The sequence below is a fragment of the Streptomyces sp. NPDC046985 genome (assembly GCF_040644415.1).
Classification (GTDB): domain Bacteria; phylum Actinomycetota; class Actinomycetes; order Streptomycetales; family Streptomycetaceae; genus Streptomyces.
In genome coordinates, this window is record NZ_JBEYWK010000009.1 from 154,344 (window position 1) to 172,740 (window position 18,397).

An 18,397-nucleotide genomic window follows, 5' to 3' on the forward strand; every position below is an offset into this window, starting at 1 on the left:
CGCGAAGGGCAGCGCACATGGGCATTCTCACTCGCCTGCGGAACGCGTTCGGCCGGTCACGCCAGGAGCGTGCGGCCGAAGCAGAGGGTGCGGAACAGGTTCCGGCTCAGGAGCCGACCCCCACGGCTGCGCGGCAGCCCGAGCCGCAGGCCCCGGCCGAGGTCCCGGCGCCGTCTCCGGCGCCTGTTCCCGAGCCCCCGGCCACGGCGCACGTCCCCGAGCCCCGTTCCGCCCCCCGCGAGGAGCGCGCGGAGCACGACCTGGTGTCGTCCGCCTTCGACAACGTCACGGTCCCCGCCCCCGCCCAGCCGGTGGACCCGCCCCGCCGGGAGACGGCGGAGAACGCGCAGACCGCGCAGGCCGGGGAGATCCCGCAGGCCCGGGAGGCCGAAGCGGCTCCGGAGGCCGGGGACGCCCCGAAGACCCCGGAGACCGAAGCCGCCCCGAAGGCCCCGGAGGCCGACGAGATCCCGGCGCCAGAGACCGAGGTCGTCTCGGCGGCCGAAGCCGCCCCGGAGGCCGAGGAGGCCCGGGGCCCGGAGGAGAAGGCCGAGGCGCCCCAGGCGCAGCCCGAGCCAGAGCAGGCGCCTGCACCTACCGCTGAGCCGGACGGCGCCGCGGCGACGGAACCGGCCGTCACCGCCGCGCCCGACCCGGCCACGGGGCAGGAACCGGCCGCCGCCCCCGCACCCAGCGACGACGCGTCCCGCACGGCCGCCGCGGGCGACGGAGAGACCCCGGCCGAGGCGGCGCCGCACCCCGAAGCGGAACCCGAGCCCAAGCCCGAAGCGCCCCTCACGTCCGCCCCCCAGGCTCCCGCGCTCGTCACCCCCGAGCCCCTGGCGCCCACCCTTCAGACCCCCGAACCCGAAGCAATCCCCGAGCCCCTGGCAACCCCCGAGCCCCAGGCGTCCACCCTCCAGACCCCGGAACCCGCAGCGACCCCCGCCACCCAGGCACCCACCCCCCAGGCCACCGCCGAGCCGGCCGCCCCCCTCACCCCCGGCGGCACCCCCCTCACCCCCGACGCCCCGGGTGCCCTCACCCCCAAGCCGCAGCCCGCGACCTCCCTCGCACGGCTGAAGTCCCGCGCGCCCGCCCTCGTCACGGCCTACAAGGCCGCCGGCGCCGTGCTGAAGGAGAAGGGGCTGACCGGCGCCCGCGCGAAGGTCTACCTCGTGCTGGACCGGTCCTCCTCCATGCGGGCGTACTACGCGGACGGCTCCGCACAGGCCCTGGCCGAGCAGACGCTCGCGCTCGCCGCGCACCTCGACCCCGAGGCCGCGGTCGCGGTGACGTTCTTCTCCACCGAGGTCGACGGCGCCGCCGACCTGACCCTCGCCGCGCACGAGAACGCGATCGACGAGGCGCACGCGTCCCTCGGCCGGATGGGCCGGACGAGTTACCACGCGGCGGTGGAGGCGGTCCTCGCGCGGCACGAGAAGACGGACGCCGGCGCCCCCGCCCTGGTGGTCTTCCAGACGGACGGCGCCCCCGACGCCAAGACCCCCGCCACCCAGGCCCTGGCCGACGCGGCGAGGAACCGCCCCGACGTGTTCTTCTCCTTCGTCGCCTTCGGCGAGCGCGACGGCAAGGCGTTCGACTACCTGCGCAGGCTGAGGACCGGCAACACGTCCTTCTTCGCCGCGGGCCCCGCCCCCCGCGAGCTGACGGACGTGGAGGTGTACGCGGGCGTCCTGGCCGCCTGGCGCCCGTAGCCGCCCTGCCGCGGCCGCGACCTCTGCCGCACCGCCGCCGCACCGCCGCGACGGCGGAAGAGGCGCGGACGGAGCGCGGACGGGGCGCGGGCAGAACGCGGGCAGAACGCGGACGGCGGCCGGGCGCGTCCCGCCCTCGCCGCCGTCCGCGACCTGAAACGCATGTGAGTCGATCTTCACGGGGCCAGTAGGATTTCGCCATGGCGGCCACTGGATCCGAGAAGCAGGGTGACAAGGCGTTCTACGTCTCCACCCCCATTTACTACGTCAACGACGCTCCTCACCTGGGCCACGCCTACACGACCGTCGCAGGGGACGTGCTCACGCGCTGGCACCGGCAGCGCGGCGAGAAGGTGTGGTACCTCACCGGCACGGACGAGCACGGTCAGAAGATCATGCGCACGGCCGAGGCCAACGGGGTCACCCCGCAGGAGTGGGCCGACAAGCTCGTCACCGAGTCGTGGCGCCCGCTCTGGGAGCACCTGGAGATCGCGAACGACGACTTCATCCGCACCACGCAGAAGCGGCACACGGACCGTGTGCAGGAGTTCGTCCAGGATCTCTTCGACAAGGACGAGATCTACAAGGGCGGCTACGAGGGCCCGTACTGCGTGGGCTGCGAGGAGTACAAGATCCCCGGCGAGCTGCTCGACGGGGAGGGCGAGTTCGCGGGCCTGAAGCTGTGCCCGGTCCACAAGAAGCCGGTGGAGACCCTCAGCGAGGAGAACTACTTCTTCAAGCTGAGCGCGTACGGCGACAGACTGCTCGCCCACTACGAGGCGAACCCCGGCTTCGTCCAGCCCGAGTCGGCGCGCAACGAGGTGGTCAACTTCGTCCGCCAGGGCCTCCAGGACCTGTCCATCTCCCGGTCGACCTTCGACTGGGGCATCCCGATCCCCTGGGACCCCAAGCACGTCATCTACGTGTGGGTCGACGCGCTGCTGAACTACGCCACGGCGGTCGGCTACAACGAGAACCCGGCGAAGTTCGAGTCGACCTTCCCGGCCGACGTGCACCTCGTGGGCAAGGACATCCTCCGGTTCCACGCGGTCATCTGGCCGGCCATGCTGATGGCGCAGGGCCTTCCGCTGCCCCGCAAGATCGCGGCCAACGGCTGGCTGATGGTCGGCGGCGAGAAGATGTCGAAGTCGAACCTGACCGGCATCAAGCCGCAGGACCTGACGTCGCACTTCGGGGTGGACGCGTACCGCTGGTACTTCCTGCGGGCGATCGCCTTCGGCCAGGACGGCGCCTTCTCCTGGGAGGACTTCTCCGCCCGCTACACCAGCGAGCTGGCCAACGACTTCGGCAACCTCGCCTCGCGCGTGGCCGCCATGGTCGGCAAGTACTTCGACGGCGCGCTGCCCGAGAGCGCGGCCGACGGCGAGGCCGAGAAGGCGGTCCAGGCGGGGCTCGCCCGCGCGGTCGCGGAGGCCGACCGGAAGATCGGCGACGAGCTGGACTTCCAGGGCGGCATCCTGGCCGTGTTCGACTTCGTCAAGCAGGTCAACGGCTACCTCACGGAGCAGGAGCCGTGGAAGGTCGCCAAGGACCCCGGCGAGGAGGGCCAGGCCCGCCTGGCCGCCATCCTCTACACGGCGGCCGAGTCCCTGCGCGCGGTGGCCGTGCTGCTGAACCCGGTGATGCCGGAGACCTCCCAGAAGCTGTGGGACTCCCTCGGCGCGGAAGCCTCCCTGGGCGCGCTGGCCGACCAGCGGGTCCAGGACGCCGGCGCCTGGGGACAGCTCCCGGCCGGCGCCAGGGTCACCAAGGGCGCGGTGCTCTTCCCCCGCCTGGAGGAGAAGCCCGCCGCCTGACCCGGCGCGCACGGAGCACGCGCACGGAAAACGCGACCGGAGCACGTGAACGGAAAAAGGGGTGGGGCCCGGCGAACGGCCGGGCCCCACCCCTTCGTCGTGCGCCGGAGCGGCTACTTCGGCTGCGGCTTGCGCACCGACAGGTGCAGCTCGCGCAGGCGGGACTCGTCCAGCTCGGTCGGCGCGCCCATCATCAGGTCCAGGGCGTTGCCGTTGAGCGGGAACGCGATGGTCTCGCGGATGTTGGGCTCGTCGGCCAGCAGCATGACGATGCGGTCGACGCCCGGCGCGATGCCGCCGTGCGGCGGGGCGCCGAAGCGGAACGCGCGGAGCATGCCGGCGAACTTGTCCTCCACCGTCTCGCGGTCGTAGCCCGCGATCTCGAACGCCTTGAGCATGATGTCCGGCTCGTGGTTCCGGATCGCGCCCGAGGACAGCTCGACGCCGTTGCAGACGATGTCGTACTGCCAGCCGAGGACGTCCAGCGGGTCCTGGGTCTCCAGCGCCTCGAGGCCGCCCTGCGGCATGGAGAACGGGTTGTGCGAGAAGTCGATCGCGCCGGTCTCCTCGTCCTTCTCGTACATCGGGAAGTCGACGATCCAGCAGAAGCGGAAGACGTTCTCCTCGAACTGCCCGGCGCGCTTGGCGGCCTCGACCCGCACCGCGCCCATGATCTTGGAGACCTCGTCGAACTCGCCGGCCCCGAAGAACACCGCGTGGCCGGGGGCCAGCGACAGCCGCTTGGTCAGCTCGGCCACGTCGTCCTCGGTGAGGAACTTGGCGATCGGACCGGTCAGCGAGCCGTCCTCGCCGACGCGCACCCAGGCCAGGCCCTTCGCGCCCTGCGCGACCGCGAAGTCGCCGAGCTGGTCGAAGAACTTGCGCGGCTGGGCGGCGACGTCCGGCACCGCCAGCGCGCGCACGTGCTTGCCCGCGAACGCCTTGAACTCCGAGCCCGCGAAGACGTCGGTGAGGTCGGTCAGCTCCAGCTTGGCGCGCAGGTCCGGCTTGTCGGAGCCGTACTTCAGCATCGCCTCGCGGAACGGGATGCGCGGGAAGGGCGAGGTGACGTGGCGGCCGCCGCCGAACTCCTCGAACAGCTCGGTCATGAGCCGCTCGATCGGCTGGAAGACGTCCTCCTGCTCGACGAAGCTCATCTCGACGTCGAGCTGGTAGAACTCGCCCGGCGAGCGGTCGGCGCGGGCGTCCTCGTCGCGGAAGCAGGGCGCGATCTGGAAGTACCGGTCGAAGCCGGAGATCATCAGGAGCTGCTTGAACTGCTGCGGGGCCTGCGGCAGGGCGTAGAACCGGCCGGCGTGCAGGCGGGAGGGGACGACGAAGTCGCGGGCGCCCTCGGGGGAGGTGGCGGACAGGATCGGCGTCGCCATCTCGTTGAAGCCCAGCGCGGTCATCTTGTGGCGGATCGCTGAAATGACGGCGGTGCGCAGCATGATGTTGCGGTGCATGCGCTCGCGGCGCAGGTCCAGGAAGCGGTACTCCAGGCGCCGCTCCTCGTTGACCCCGTCCTCGGCGTTGATCGTGAACGGCAGCGGGGCGGCCTCGCCCAGCACCTCCACGTCACTGACCTCGATCTCGATCTCGCCGGTGGGCAGGTCGGAGTTCACGTTCTCGGTTCCACGTGAAACAACGGCGCCGTCGATCCGGACGACGGTCTCCTTGGACAGCTTGTCCAGGGCCTCGTAGGCGGGCGTGCCGGGACGGGCGACGAGCTGCGTGATGCCGTGGTGGTCGCGCAGATCGATGAAGAGGATGCCGCCCAGGTCGCGCCGGTTGTGCAGCCAGCCGCTGAGCCGGACGCCGGCGCCGACGTCAGAGGCGCGGAGCTGGCCGCAGGTGTGGGACCTGTACCGATGCATCGTCGTTCATCGTCCTTCGTTCGTGGAGTGCCCAGGTGGTGGTGCGCCCAGGTGGTGCGCCGAGGATGCTCTCCTCGGCGGGAACGGGCACGGGGCCCGGACCCGTCAAGCGTACCGGCCGCCTCTCTAGGGGGTCCCCACCGCGACGGCCGTCCTCCCAGGGTGGCAGGTACCGATCGCATCTCCCTAAAGTGGGGCAATGCGCACTGGCGACCCGCTGCCCGCCGTCGGGGACGTCCTCGCCTCCCTCGCGACCGGAGTGTGGCACTGGGACACCGCCGCTGAGCTGGTCTCGGTCGACGCCGAGGCGGCCCGGCTGCTCGGGCTGCCCGCCCGGCCGGCCGTCCTCGCGGAGTCCGAGGTGCGCGACCGGCTGCATCCGGTCGACTGGAACGAGATCACCGGCGTGGTACAGCTCGCCGCCGCCGAGCAGACCCTGGCCGAGGTGCGCTTCCGGGTCATGGACGAGCGGGGCCGGATCATCCGGGTCGTGCGCAGCCGCTCCCGGCCGTCCTACGACGCGCGCCGCAAGGCGTACGAGCTGATCGGCACCCTCCAGGAGGTCACCGAGCCGACGCCGGGCTCCCCGGCCGGGGTCAGCGCGGTCACCGGCGACTGGCGGCGCTCGCGGGAGGCGTTCCTGCTGGACGCCGGGCGGGCGCTGGCCGAGGCCCGGTCCACCGCCGAGGTGCTGCGCGTGGCGGCCGGGCTGTCCATGCCGGGGTTCTCGCCGGACGGGCTGGCCGTCTTCGGCGCCGAGGCCGACCGGCTGACGATCATCGGGTACTACGGGCACCAGACGGGCGACGAGGGCCCGTTCGCGCAGATGGCGCTGGAGACGGACTATCCGGCCGCCGAGGTGGTGCGCACCGGCCGGGCGGTCTACCTCTCCTCGCCGGAGGAGTACCGGGACCGCTACCCGGTCACCTGGCCGCTCGCCCAGCGGTTCAACCGCCGCTCCTGGGCGTTCCTGCCGCTGATCGCGCGGGGCCGCACCCAGGGCGCCTGGATGGCCGCGTTCGCCTATCCGGTGGCGTTCACGCCCGACGAGCGCTCGGTGCTGACGACGGTGGCCCGGATGCTCGCCCAGGCCCTGTCCCGGGCCAGCGCCGCCGAGACCGAGCGGGAGCTGACCGACGGGCTCCAGCGGTCGATGATGCCCACGCTGGGCCCCGAGGTCCCCGGCATGGACGTGGCCGCCCGGTACGTGCCCACCGGCGGCGGCCTCCAGGTCGGCGGCGACTGGTACGACATGATCCCGCTGCCCGGCGGCCCGGCCCGCCGCCTCGACGAGTCGGGCTCCGGGCGGTTCGCGCTGGTCATGGGGGACGTACAGGGCCATGACGTGCGGGCGGCGGGCCTGATGGGCCAGTTGCGCATCGCGCTGCGCGCCTACGCCTCCGAGGGCCATCCCCCGGACGCGGTGCTCTCCCGCGCCTCCCGGTTCCTGCACGGCGTCGTCGGCGGACGCGGCTGCGGCGACAGACACGCCGACGGCGGCGGGGACGACGGCCACGGCGCCGACCTCTCCGACGTGCGGTTCGCGACCTGCCTGTACGCGGAGGTCGATCCGCACACCGGCGTCCTGGAGGTGGTCCGCGCCGGGCATCCGGACCCGGTGATTCGCATGGCCGACGGCACGGTTCTGGAGCGTCCGACGGCGGGCGGCCTGCCGCTCGGCATCGACCCGGACGCCGACTACCCCACCACCCGGTTCGTCCTGGAGCCCGGCGAGACGATGATGGTCTGCACCGACGGCCTGATCGAGACCGGCGGCCACGACCTGGACACCGGGTGGCAGCGCATCCGCGCCATCCTGGAGGGGCACGAGGGCGACCTGGAGGAGCTGGCCGACGCGCTCGTCCAGGGCGTGCACGGGCCCTCCTCGCACTACACCACCGGTCCGCTCGCCGACCGCCGCGAGGACGACATCGCCGTCCTGCTGCTCAGCCGCCACGAGACCCCCGGCGGCCCGGCGCCCGAGGTGCGGCGCACCCTGCTGACCGTCGCGCAGGCGGAGCCGGAGCAGATCGCGGTGGCCCGGCACCAACTGCGCGAACTCCTGCACGACTGGTCCTGCCCCGACCAGGTGGACTCCGCGGTGCTGCTGGTGTCGGAGACGCTGACCAACGTCCTGGTGCACACCGACACCGACGCGCTGCTGCTCGCCGAGGTGAGCGGCCACAAGGGCGAGCGGCGCATGCGGGTCCAGGTCACCGACGCCGGCGACGAGCTGCCGCACAAGCGCCGCCCGGGGGAGCTGGCCTCCTCCGGCCGCGGCCTGGTGCTGATGGAGCTGCTGGCGGACGCCTGGGGCGTGGAGCCGCGCGGGGTCGGCAAGAGCATCTGGTTCGACCTGTACGAGCCGCCCCCGTGCCCGAAGCGGTAGGGCGGCGGACACCGTGGCAGGACGGGGCGCGGGGGGCAGTCGGCGCCGTGGCCGGACGGGCCGCGAGGCGGTCGGCGCCGTGACCGTACGGGCCCCGAGGCCGTCAGCACCGTCGCGGGACAGGCCGGGAGGCAGTCGGCACCGTCGCCGGACGGGCCGCAAGGCAGTCAGCCATCGCGGACCGGCCGGGAGACGGTCGGCGCCGTGGCCGAACGGGCCGCGCGGGGCAGTCGGCGCCATCGCGGGCGGGCCGCGAGGGAGTATGCGAGCGCGGGCATGCCGGCGCGCCCTCAGCCGTACCGCTGCCGCAGTTCGTGGGCGATGCCGAAGGCCGCCGCGGTCAGCGGCACCGCGAGCAGCAGGCCCAGGATGCCGGCGACCGAGGCGCCCGCCGTGAGCGCCAGCAGCACCGCCGCCGGATGCATCTGCACGGTCCGGCTCTGGATCACCGGCTGGAGCACGTGCCCCTCCAGCACCTGCACGGCCAGCACCACGCCAAGCGCCCACAGCGCGACGACGACGCCCCGGTCGGCGAACGCGACCAGCACGGACACGGTGCCGGAGACGAAGGCGCCCAGGTAGGGGATGTAGGCGCCGACGAAGACCAGCGCGCCCAGCCCGACGGCGCCCGGCACCCTCAGAACGAGCAGGCCCACGGTGATGCAGACGGCGTCGATGAGCGCGATGAGCGTGGTCCCCCGCATGAAGCCCTCGACGGCGGAGAAGGCCCGCCGGGCCGCGGCCTCCACCGTGTCCGCGCTCCCGCCCGGCGAGAGGGAGCGCAGCGCGGCCAGCGCCCGGTGGGCGTCGCGCAGGAAGAAGAAGACGAGCAGCAGCGCGAGGACCGCCATGGCGCCGTACTCGGCGACCACGCTGACCCCGCTGACCACATTGGACACGGCCGTCCCGCCGAACTTCCCCAGCAGCTCCCTGCCGTGCGCGGCGAGGTCCTTCAGGGAGGTCCCGGCCGCCCCGAAGTGCGCGGCGACCGCCTTGGCCGCGTTCTCCAGGGAGGCGGCGATCTGCGGCCCGCTGCCGATCAGCGCGACGGCGACGATGTAGCCGACCCCGCCGACCACGACCAGGACGGCGGCGCAGGTGATCCCGGCGGCGAGCGAACGGTTGACCCGCGCGTGCACCAGCCGCCGGAACAGAGGCCGCAGCAGAGCGGTCCCCAGCAGCGCCAGCAGCACCGGCGTCACGGTCGTGCGGAACTGCGCGCACAGCCGCACGCCGATCCACACCGTCCCGGAGACCAGCAGCGCGACGGCGCACCAGGCGGCGAGACGTCTCACGGGCTCGGGCAACAGGCGCACCCCACCAGCGCACCACGCCCCCGTCCACCCTGTCCCGCCAGAACGAGCCGCCCGGGTGACCGGGACGCCAGGGTCGCGCGGATCACCGTGATCGGCGTATGCGTGGCGCCGGGCCCCTGGTGGCCGCCCGGCTCACCCGCGATCACGCGGATCAACGCGCCGCCGTCCAGCGAGGTCCGCAGGGCCACGCTGCCGCTGCGCAGGTCCTGGTACTTGGGGGCCATCGTCCTGCCGAGACAGCCGGGCGCACGCCGCACGTACGCACACAGGGGGATGAGCGTGAACGGTGGAATCACGGCAGATCTCCCCGGGGCGCGGCACGGCCGTTCGCCCGCACCGCGGGCGGAAGGGTGACAGGCTGGGCTCCGGGAGCAATCCGCAGAGCGCGAGGAGGGAGCGCGGGTGAAGGCGGTGGAGCCCAGCCGGGCTGCTGACCGCGGTCGGGAGACCGAGCCGGTGGTGTATCTGCTGGTCGGGCTGACCGGGTCGGGCAAGACCACGTACGCCCGGCGGCGGCTGGAGCCGGCCGGAGCGGTGCGGCTGTCGGTGGACGAACTGGTTCACGCCCGGCACGGCAGCTATGGCGTGGACTATCCGGAGCGGGACTACTTCGCCCTGGAGGCGCCGGTGGTCGCCGAGGTCCGTGAGCGCCTGGTGGAACTGGTTGAAGCAGGCCGGAACGTCGTACTGGACCACGGCCTGTGGCTGCGTTCGGCCCGCCAGGAGTGGAAGAAGCTCGTCGAAGAGGCGGGCGGGCGGCCGCACATGGTGTACTTCCCTGTCGAGCGGGCCGAGTTGCTGCCGCGTCTTCAGGAGCGCAACCTGCGTGAGGACGCCAACGCGCTGACCGTCACGGAGTCGGCGCTTGACGATTTCTACGCCCGGTTCGAACCGCCCGAGGACGAGGGCGAGGAGATCATCGAGCCCGACTGGCTCTGACCGTCCCTTGAGGTCGGTGGCCGCCAGGTAATCACCAGCCGTGTCGCCCGCGCCGCCTGGGGACGCGGCACGGGCAGCGCAGTACCAGGCCGCCCCGCCCAGGCCCCTCACGTCGCCACCGCCAGTCGGCACCAGGTGGTGGCCCCCTGGTCCCCAAGGCCCCAGGAACCGCCGTGACAGGCCGCGACGGCGGCCACCAGATGAAGGCCCCGGCCGCCCTCGTCGTATGCCTCCACTGCCGGGCGCACCGGGTGGTGGTCTCCGGCCACGCCGTCGTGCACCCAGATCTCCAGATGCGACTCGTGAAGTCGCAGAGTCAGCGTGACCTCGCTCCCGCCGCTGTGCACCACGGCGTTGGTGACCAGCTCGGAGACGACGAGTTCCGCGTCGTCGGCAAGACCGGCGAGGCCAGCCGAGATCAGGCGAGCCCTCGCGAGGCGACGCATCCGCCCGACGAAGCTCAGGTCCTCCGGCTGTCCTGACTGTTGCGTCGGCTCACCTACGAGGTGAAGCGTCTCGGCCAGAAGGAACTCGTCGGCGGAGCAGCCACGAAGGCACGCCGAGACGAGTGGCGTGGTGGACATGGAAATACCCCCTGATCCGGGAAGGGTCGGCGGAACCAGACAACCCCTCCAGAGCGGTCCCGGACAGCAGCCGCCGGGCTGCGGCCTGCCAAAGCCGCCTCAAGATCGACCGCGCTCGTGTGACAACAAGGGCCGGTGAACTTCGACCAGTTCGATGGAACGCGGGGCCTCGTCCGCCTTACGTTGTCGTGAGCGACCGACTCCGCACCGTGCGTGGGCGAGGCCGACGAACCTGACACGAGATCGCCGGTGAGCGGGGACCGCGATATGACACCCAGGCGGAACACGAAGTTCGAGGCCCTGCTCGCGGAAGCCGGCTGGTCACGGGCACAGGCGGCGAGCGCGTTCGTCCGCGTCGCGCACGAGAACGGCTTGGCCGGCCACTGCCACGTGACCCGTCAGCACGTCCAGCACTGGGTGAGCGGCCATGTGCCTTCCGGCCATTCCCCCATAATCGTGTGCGAGGCGCTGTCCCGCCGTCTGCACCGCGTCGTCACCCCCGCCGAGGCCGGGTTCACGACGCCCGACTCGCCGGTCCGAGGAGCCTTGGACTGGCGCGTCGACCCGCTGACCACGTTGACCGACCTGGGGAGCACCGACTTGGACTCGAGCCGACGGAGACTTCTGCGCGGCGGCGTCTACTCGGCCGCCGCCCTCACCGTCCCCGCCGAGACGTGGTGGACCGAGATGGCCCGGCATCCGGCCGCCGAGGCGTCACCGGCCGCGAAACGGGTGGGCCAGGGAGACGTCGAGAACGTCCGTGAGATGACCCTCGCCTTCTCCGGCATGGACCAACGCCGTGGCGGCGGCCACGGGCGCACTGCCCTCGTCGAGTACCTGAGCACGGAGGTCAGCCGCTGCCTCGTCGGCCGCTTCCCTTCGGAGGCGGTCCGCCGCGACATGTTCTCCGCCGCGGCCGAAGCCTCCTACCTGAGCGGCTGGATGGCCTTCGACAACGGCCTCCACGACATCGCCGTCCCGTACTTCGCGCTCGGCCTGAAGATGGCGGCGACCGCCGCCGACGCACCGCTCTCCGGCCACATCCTGCGCGCGATGGCCCACCAGGCCCTCGACATGCGGCTGCCCCAGAAGGCTCTGGAACTCTCTACCGCGTCGACGCACGGCCAGCGGTACCTGTCCGCCACGCCACGCGAACGCGCCCTCCTCGGCGTCGTCCACGCCCGCTGCCTCGCCGCCACCGGCCACCCCCAGGAGGCGTCCGCCGCCCTCCTCCGAGCCGAGGACGACCTCGGCAACGCCCACGACGGCGTCGAAGAACCCTCCCGCACTTTCTTCTTCGGAGCCGCCTCCCTGTCCCATGAGACGGCTTGTGCCCTGCGGGACCTCAACGACCCGAAGGGTGCGATCAGCCAGTTCGAGCGCAGCGTCCGCAAGCGCGGGCCGGCCTTCCGCCGCACCCACGCCGTGACCCTGGGCTACCTGGGCGCTGCCCAGGTCTCCACGGGCAGCGTCGAAGAAGCCTGCGCCACCTGGGGCAAGGCACTCGACGCCATGGAGGAGGGCATCTACTCGGGCCGGGCCCGGCAGCGCGTCGAAGAGATGCGCTCCCTTCTCTCCCCCTACCGGCGCCGAGGCATCCCGGCCGCCGTCGAGCTGGAAGCCAGGGCGGCCGGCTACTTGCGCGCCGTAGATTGATCACGGCCCACCCGAAGACGAGGGAGCGTCTCGTGACCCTGCACATCGAACCCATCGGCGTCGTCGTCGGCGGCCGGACCGAAGTCGCCGACGACTACTGGGGCGGAGTCGAGTCCGCCATCCGCCTTGACCCCGCCTTCCCCGCCGAAGCGGTTCAGGGCCTGGAGGAGTTCTCCCACCTCCTCGTCGTCTGGCACTTCAGCAAGTCCTCCCCTGACGACGTAGCCCTGCACGCCCGCAGCCCTCGCAACGATCCCCGCTGGGCCCCCAGCGGCGCCTTCGCCCACCGCAACCACCGCCGGCCAAACCAACTGGCCACCAGCTTCCCCCGGTTGCTCCGGGTGGACGGGCTCGACCTCCACGTCACCGGCCTGGACGCGGTGGACGGCACGCCGGTCTACGACGTCGGGCCGTACTTCCGGGAGATGGGGCCGCAGGGGGAGGTGCGGGAACCGGAGTGGCCGACGGAGATGCTGGCGGAGTACTGGGAGACGCGATGACCGGTAGGACGTGGTCAGACGGAGTGGCACGTCCCGTTCTGGTCATGCCACCGCAGTAGCGGTCAGCGGCACTGAACGCCGTCCCGACCGGAGCGCGACCGACCGTGATCGGTGGCGCTCCGGCAGCAAACGACGACGGCCGGGCCAGCGCGACGGGCGAGTGTCCCGCCGGTCGCCGACCCGGCCATGTCCGAGTGTCCGGTCGTCCGGTCAGTGCCGCCGGCCGGTCAGTCCTGCGGGCCCTTCGCCGACATCCCGTGCACCGCCGGGATCGAGCCCAGTCGGCCCTTCTGGAAGTCCTCGAAAGCCTGTTGCAGCTCTTGGCGGGTGTTCATCACGAACGGGCCGTAGTGGGCCATCGGTTCGCGGATGGGCTGGCCGCCCAGGAGGACGACCTCCAGGTCGGGGGTGTGGGCGTCCTGCTGCTCGTCCGCGCGGACGGTCAGGGACGAGCCCGCGCCGAAGACCGCCGTCTGGCCGGTGCGGACCGGGCGGCGCTCCGTTCCGACCGAGCCCTTGCCCGCCAGCACGTACGCCAGGCCGTTGAAGTCCTGCCGCCACGGCAGGGTCAGCTCGGCGCCCGGCGCGAGGGTCGCGTGGATCATCGTGATCGGGGTGTGCGTCGCGCCGGGGCCCTGGTGGCCGTCCAGCTCGCCCGCGATCACGCGGATCAGCGCGCCGCCGTCCGGCGAGGTCAGCAGGGCCACGCTGCCGCTGCGCAGGTCCTGGTACTTGGGGGCCATCATCTTGTCCTTGGCCGGCAGGTTCACCCAGAGCTGGAGGCCGTGGAAGAGGCCGCCGGACAGGACGAGGGACTCCGGCGGCGCCTCGATGTGCAGCAGGCCCGAGCCCGCCGTCATCCACTGGGTGTCGCCGTTGGTGATGGTGCCGCCGCCGCCGTGGGAGTCCTGGTGGTCGAAGGTCCCGTCGATGATGTAGGTGACGGTCTCGAAGCCGCGGTGCGGGTGCCAGGGGGTGCCCTTGGGCTCGCCCGGCGCGTACTCCACCTCGCCCATCTGGTCCATCATGATGAACGGGTCCAGGTGCCGGTAGTTGATCCCCGCGAACGCGCGGCGGACCGGGAAGCCCTCACCCTCGTACCCGCTCGGCGCGGTCGTCACGGTGAGCACGGGCCGGGCCGAGGCGTCGGCGGGCGCCGCCACTCGGGGGAGCGTCAGCGGGTTCTCTACGGTCACTGCGGGCATGTTGGGCCTCCTTGTGCGAGCACTCTAGTTGAGGATTCAACTTTTCGCCAGCACCCATGCGCGAGGCCCGGAGGAAATTCCCTCCGGGCCCCGGAACCGGGCGACGCGCGCCGCCCGCGCACCCGCCGCGCCAGTCACACGTCTGCCGCGTCAGTCATGCGTCTGCCGCGTCAGTCATGCGTCTGCCGCGTCAGTCATACGCTCGCCGCGTCAGCCGTACATCCGCCGCATCGCGAAGTCGACCATCTGCTCGACCGCCTTGGCGTCGAACACCATCCGGTGCTCGCCCTCCATGTCGACCACGAAGCCGTACCCGGTGGGCAGCAGGTCGATCACCTCGGCGCCGGTGATCACGAAGTACTTCGACTCCTTGCCGGCGTACCGGCGCAGCTCCTTGAGCGAGGTGAACATGGGGATCACCGGCTGCTGGGTGTTGTGCAGCGCCAGAAAGCCCGGGGTGTCGCCGCGCGGGCAGTACACCTTGCTGGTCGCGAAGACCTGCTGGAAGTCCTCCGCGGCCATCTGTCCGGTGGTGAAGGCGCGCACCGCGTCGGCCAGCGAGGGCGGGGACGGCTCCGGGTACAGCGGGGCCTGCTGGCCGTATCCGCCGACGCCCCCGGGCATCTGCTGCTGCGGGGGGACGTAGCCCTGCTGCGCGGCGCCGCCGTCCATCGTCTGGCCGTATCCGTACATGCCCGCAAGAGTACTGAGTCACAGATGACCCGATCGGGGTTGCTTCTTATTACCGACGGGTAGCATCATCGATGGCGCTAGCTGGAAGCTGAACCGGAGCGAGGAGCCAGTGCCTCGCCGAATCCTTTACGGAGCCGTCGCCATGGGGCACTACAAGTCGAATCTCCGCGACATCGAGTTCAACCTCTTCGAGGTGCTCGGGCGCGACAAGCTGTACGGCACGGGCCCGTTCGAGGAGATGGACGTCGAGACCGCCAAGAGCGTCCTGGACGAGCTGACCCGCCTCTCGGAGAACGAGCTGGCGGAGTCCTTCGCCGACGCCGACCGCAACCCGCCGGTCTTCGACCCGGAGACCAACACCGCGCCGGTTCCCGCGTCCTTCAAGAAGAGCTACCGGGCCTTCATGGACTCCGAGTACTGGCGGCTCGGCCTGCCCGAGGAGATCGGCGGCACCAACGCCCCGCCGTCCCTGATCTGGGCGTACGCCGAGCTGGTCCTCGGCGCCAACCCGGCGATCTGGATGTACTCCTCCGGCCCGGCGTTCGCCCGCATCCTCTTCGAGGAGGGCACCGAGCAGCAGAAGGCGCTCGCGAAGATCGCGGTCGAGCGGACCTGGGGCTCCACCATGGTGCTCACCGAGCCCGACGCGGGCTCCGACGTGGGCGCCGGCCGCACCAAGGCCGTCCAGCAGGAGGACGGCTCCTGGCACATCGAGGGCGTGAAGCGCTTCATCACCTCCGGTGAGCACGACATGGAGGAGAACATCCTCCACTACGTCCTCGCCCGCCCCGAGGGCGCCGGCCCCGGCACCAAGGGCCTGTCCCTCTTCCTCGTCCCGAAGTACCTGTTCGACTTCGAGACCGGCGAGCTGGGCGAGCGCAACGGCGTCTACGCCACCAACGTCGAGCACAAGATGGGCCTGAAGGCGTCCAACACCTGCGAGATGACCTTCGGCGACCGCCACCCCGCCAAGGGCTGGCTGATCGGCGACCGGCACGACGGCATCCGCCAGATGTTCCGCATCATCGAGTTCGCCCGCATGATGGTCGGCACGAAGGCGATCTCCACCCTCTCCACCGGCTACCTCAACGCGCTGGAGTACGCCAAGGAGCGCGTCCAGGGCCCCGACCTGGCGAACTTCATGGACAAGACCGCGCCCAAGGTCACCGTCACCCACCACCCCGACGTGCGCCGCTCGCTCATGACGCAGAAGGCGTACGCCGAGGGCATGCGCGCCCTCGTGCTCTACACCGCCTCCGTCCAGGACGTCATCGCGGTCAAGGAGGCGACCGGCGAGGACGCCGCGACCGAGCACGCGCTGAACGACCTGCTCCTGCCCATCGTCAAGGGCTACGGCTCGGAGAAGGGCTACGAGCAGCTCGCCCAGTCGCTCCAGACCTTCGGCGGCTCCGGGTTCCTCCAGGAGTACCCGATCGAGCAGTACATCCGCGACGCCAAGATCGACACCCTGTACGAGGGCACCACCGCCATCCAGGGCCAGGACTTCTTCTTCCGGAAGATCGTCCGCAACCAGGGCGCCGCGCTCAACGGGCTCGCCGAGGACATCAAGACGTTCCTGGCGCTCGCCACCGGCGGCGAGGAGCTGGCCGGCGCCCGCGAGCACCTGGCCAAGGCGGCCGTCGAGCTGGAGGCGATCGTCGGCGTGATGCTGACCGACCTCGCGGCCACCGAGCAGGACGTGAAGAACATCTACAAGGTGGGCCTGAACACCACCCGCCTGCTGCTGGCCTCCGGCGACGTCGTCGTCGGCTACCTGCTGCTCAAGGGCGCCGCGGTCGCCGCGGAGAAGCTGGAGACCGCCTCCGCCAAGGACCGGGCGTTCTACCAGGGCAAGATCGTGGCGGCGAAGTTCTTCGCGGCCACCGTCCTGCCGGGCGTCACCCTGGCCCGCAAGCTGTCCGGCGCGGTCGAGCTGGACCTGATGGAGCTGGACGAGGCCGCCTTCTAGTCCGCCCAGCGGGCCCGGCGGACGCCTTTGAGTTCGCCGCCGGGGCCCGGTGCCGGTCCGCGGCTCGTCCGCCGCCGGGCGGCGCGGGCCTGCTGGCAGGGCGGCGCGGGTCTGCCGCCAAGGCGGCGCCGGATCGCGGCTCGCCTGCCGCCGGGGCCGCGCCGGACCGCGGCTCGCCTGCCGCCAGGGCCGCGCCGGACCGCGGCTCGTCCGCCCCCGGGCCCGGCGCCGGTCTGAGACCGGTCCGCCGCACAGGCGGCGCCGGTCCGCCGCTGGTCCGCGCGCCGCACCGCGCTCACGAGGGTCCGCTTCCGCCACGAGGAGCGGACCCTCGTCCGTCGTTAAGGTGAACCCATGAGTACAAGCCAGCGCTTCGACCGCGGCCACACCGACGATCTGATGCCCTTCCTGGCGGCGAGCCCGTCGCCGTACCACGCCGTGGCGAACGCGGCCGAGCGGCTGGAGAAGGCCGGCTTCCGCCAGGTCGCCGAGACGGACGCGTGGGACGGCACGAGCGGCGGCAAGTACGTGCTGCGCGGCGGGGCGATCATCGCGTGGTACGTCCCCGAGGGCGCCGCGCCGCACACCCCGTTCCGCATCGTGGGCGCCCACACCGACTCGCCGAACCTGCGCGTCAAGCCGCTGCCCGACACCGGGGCGCAGGGCTGGCGCCAGGTCGCCGTGGAGATCTACGGCGGCCCGCTGCTGAACTCCTGGCTCGACCGCGACCTGGGCCTGTCCGGCCGGCTCACCCTCCGGGACGGCTCCACCCGCCTGGTGAACGTCGACCGGCCCCTGCTGCGGGTGCCCCAGCTCGCGATCCACCTGGACCGCTCGGTCTCCACCGAGGGCCTCAAGCTCGACAAGCAGCGGCACCTCCAGCCGGTGTGGGGCCTGGGCGACGACGTCCGCGACGGCGACCTGATCGCCTTCCTGGAGCAGGAGGCGGGCCTCGCGGCCGGCGAGGCCGCCGGCTGGGACCTCATGGTCCACTCCGTGGAGCCGCCCGCCTACCTGGGCCGCGACCGCGAGCTGCTGGCCGGTCCGCGGATGGACAACCTGCTCTCCGTGCACGCCGGGACGGCGGCGCTGGCGGCCGTGGCGAGCGCGGACGGCGCCGCGCGCCTCGACTGCGTCCCCGTGCTGGCCGCCTTCGACCACGAGGAGAACGGCTCCCAGTCCGACACCGGCGCGGACGGCCCGCTGCTCGGCGGGGTGCTGGAGCGCTCGGTGTTCGCCCGCGGAGGGTCCTACGAGGACCGGGCGCGCGCCTTCGCCGGCACGATCTGCCTGTCCTCCGACACCGGCCACGCCGTGCACCCCAACTACGCCGAGCGGCACGACCCGACCCACCGGCCGCGCGCCGGGGGCGGCCCGATCCTCAAGGTGAACGTCAACAACCGCTACGCGACCGACGGTTCGGGCCGCGCGGTGTTCGCGGCGGCCTGCGAGAAGGCGGGCGTGCCGTTCCAGTCCTTCGTCTCGCACAACGCGATGCCGTGCGGCACCACCATCGGCCCGATCACCGCCGCCCGGCACGGCATCCGCACGGTCGACGTGGGCGTGGCCATCCTGTCCATGCACAGCGCCCGCGAACTGTGCGCCGCCGACGACCCGTTCCTGCTGGCGAACGCCCTGTCAGCGTTCCTGGAAGGCTGACAGGCGCCCTCCCGCCGTTCTCCGCGCGACGGATGACGACCGGACTTCGCATGCCCATCCGACTTGTGGGTACCC

The 18,397-nt window shown here is 72.2% G+C and carries 13 protein-coding genes and 1 pseudogene; 8 read left to right on the top strand and 6 right to left on the bottom strand.

Annotated elements, in window-relative coordinates; translation table 11 throughout:
- Positions 1 to 17: 17 nt before the first annotated feature.
- Together ABZ861_RS14280 and metG are read left to right on the top strand one after the other, a co-directional pair.
- Positions 18 to 1,718, top strand: coding sequence for a VWA domain-containing protein (locus tag ABZ861_RS14280; protein WP_361629008.1), 1,701 nt, complete (start codon positions 18 to 20; stop codon positions 1,716 to 1,718).
- A 200-nt stretch (positions 1,719 to 1,918) separates the two neighbouring features.
- Positions 1,919 to 3,535, top strand: a complete 1,617-nt coding sequence (metG, locus tag ABZ861_RS14285; RefSeq protein ID WP_361629011.1) for a methionine--tRNA ligase — start codon at positions 1,919 to 1,921, stop codon at positions 3,533 to 3,535.
- A 113-nt stretch (positions 3,536 to 3,648) separates the two neighbouring features.
- On the opposite strand, the gene aspS is transcribed toward metG, so the two are convergent.
- Positions 3,649 to 5,412 (bottom strand): aspartate--tRNA ligase, encoded by a 1,764-nt coding sequence (gene aspS, locus ABZ861_RS14290; RefSeq protein ID WP_361629014.1) that lies wholly within the window; start codon positions 5,410 to 5,412, stop codon positions 3,649 to 3,651.
- 199 nt (positions 5,413 to 5,611) lie between these two features.
- On the opposite strand from aspS, the gene ABZ861_RS14295 reads away from it, so the two are divergent.
- On the top strand, positions 5,612 to 7,801 hold the full coding sequence (locus ABZ861_RS14295; RefSeq protein ID WP_361629017.1) for a SpoIIE family protein phosphatase: 2,190 nt from the start codon (positions 5,612 to 5,614) through the stop codon (positions 7,799 to 7,801).
- Positions 7,802 to 8,091: 290 nt separating this feature from the next.
- On the opposite strand, the gene ABZ861_RS14300 is transcribed toward ABZ861_RS14295, so the two are convergent.
- Together ABZ861_RS14300 and ABZ861_RS14305 are read right to left on the bottom strand one after the other, a co-directional pair.
- Positions 8,092 to 9,117, bottom strand: a complete 1,026-nt coding sequence (locus ABZ861_RS14300) for an AI-2E family transporter (protein WP_361629020.1) — start codon at positions 9,115 to 9,117, stop codon at positions 8,092 to 8,094.
- A gap of 65 nt (positions 9,118 to 9,182) precedes the next feature.
- Positions 9,183 to 9,347, bottom strand: a pseudogene (locus ABZ861_RS14305) (pirin family protein); the annotation flags it as partial.
- A gap of 172 nt (positions 9,348 to 9,519) precedes the next feature.
- On the opposite strand from ABZ861_RS14305, the gene ABZ861_RS14310 reads away from it, so the two are divergent.
- A complete protein-coding gene (locus ABZ861_RS14310) occupies positions 9,520 to 10,056 on the top strand; it encodes an ATP-binding protein (RefSeq protein WP_361629023.1) in 537 nt (178 codons plus the stop codon).
- Between the two features lie 107 nt (positions 10,057 to 10,163).
- Here the strand turns inward: ABZ861_RS14310 and ABZ861_RS14315 are convergent, their stop codons facing one another.
- Positions 10,164 to 10,640: an ATP-binding protein gene (locus tag ABZ861_RS14315; RefSeq protein ID WP_361629026.1), complete on the bottom strand. Its 477-nt coding sequence runs from the start codon at positions 10,638 to 10,640 to the stop codon at positions 10,164 to 10,166.
- Positions 10,641 to 10,907: 267 nt separating this feature from the next.
- Between ABZ861_RS14315 and ABZ861_RS14320 the strand changes: the two genes are divergently transcribed.
- Together ABZ861_RS14320 and ABZ861_RS14325 are read left to right on the top strand one after the other, a co-directional pair.
- Entirely contained in the window at positions 10,908 to 12,296 is a 1,389-nt protein-coding gene (locus tag ABZ861_RS14320) for a Tat pathway signal protein (RefSeq protein ID WP_361629029.1), read from the top strand.
- Between the two features lie 32 nt (positions 12,297 to 12,328).
- Positions 12,329 to 12,796 (top strand): SAM-dependent methyltransferase, encoded by a 468-nt coding sequence (locus ABZ861_RS14325; RefSeq protein WP_361629032.1) that lies wholly within the window; start codon positions 12,329 to 12,331, stop codon positions 12,794 to 12,796.
- 227 nt (positions 12,797 to 13,023) lie between these two features.
- Here the strand turns inward: ABZ861_RS14325 and ABZ861_RS14330 are convergent, their stop codons facing one another.
- Together ABZ861_RS14330 and ABZ861_RS14335 are read right to left on the bottom strand one after the other, a co-directional pair.
- Complete coding sequence (locus ABZ861_RS14330; RefSeq protein WP_361629035.1) at positions 13,024 to 14,001, bottom strand: pirin family protein; 978 nt, start codon at positions 13,999 to 14,001, stop codon at positions 13,024 to 13,026.
- Positions 14,002 to 14,211: 210 nt separating this feature from the next.
- The gene (locus tag ABZ861_RS14335; protein WP_361629038.1) at positions 14,212 to 14,694 is read right to left on the bottom strand and encodes an SseB family protein; all 483 of its coding nucleotides are present in this window, start codon (positions 14,692 to 14,694) and stop codon (positions 14,212 to 14,214) included.
- A gap of 142 nt (positions 14,695 to 14,836) precedes the next feature.
- Here ABZ861_RS14335 and ABZ861_RS14340 point away from each other — a divergent pair, with 142 nt between their 5' ends.
- Together ABZ861_RS14340 and ABZ861_RS14345 are read left to right on the top strand one after the other, a co-directional pair.
- Complete coding sequence (locus ABZ861_RS14340; protein ID WP_361629041.1) at positions 14,837 to 16,663, top strand: acyl-CoA dehydrogenase; 1,827 nt, start codon at positions 14,837 to 14,839, stop codon at positions 16,661 to 16,663.
- 354 nt (positions 16,664 to 17,017) lie between these two features.
- Positions 17,018 to 18,322, top strand: a complete 1,305-nt coding sequence (locus ABZ861_RS14345) for a M18 family aminopeptidase (RefSeq protein WP_361629044.1) — start codon at positions 17,018 to 17,020, stop codon at positions 18,320 to 18,322.
- Positions 18,323 to 18,397 lie beyond the last annotated feature (75 nt).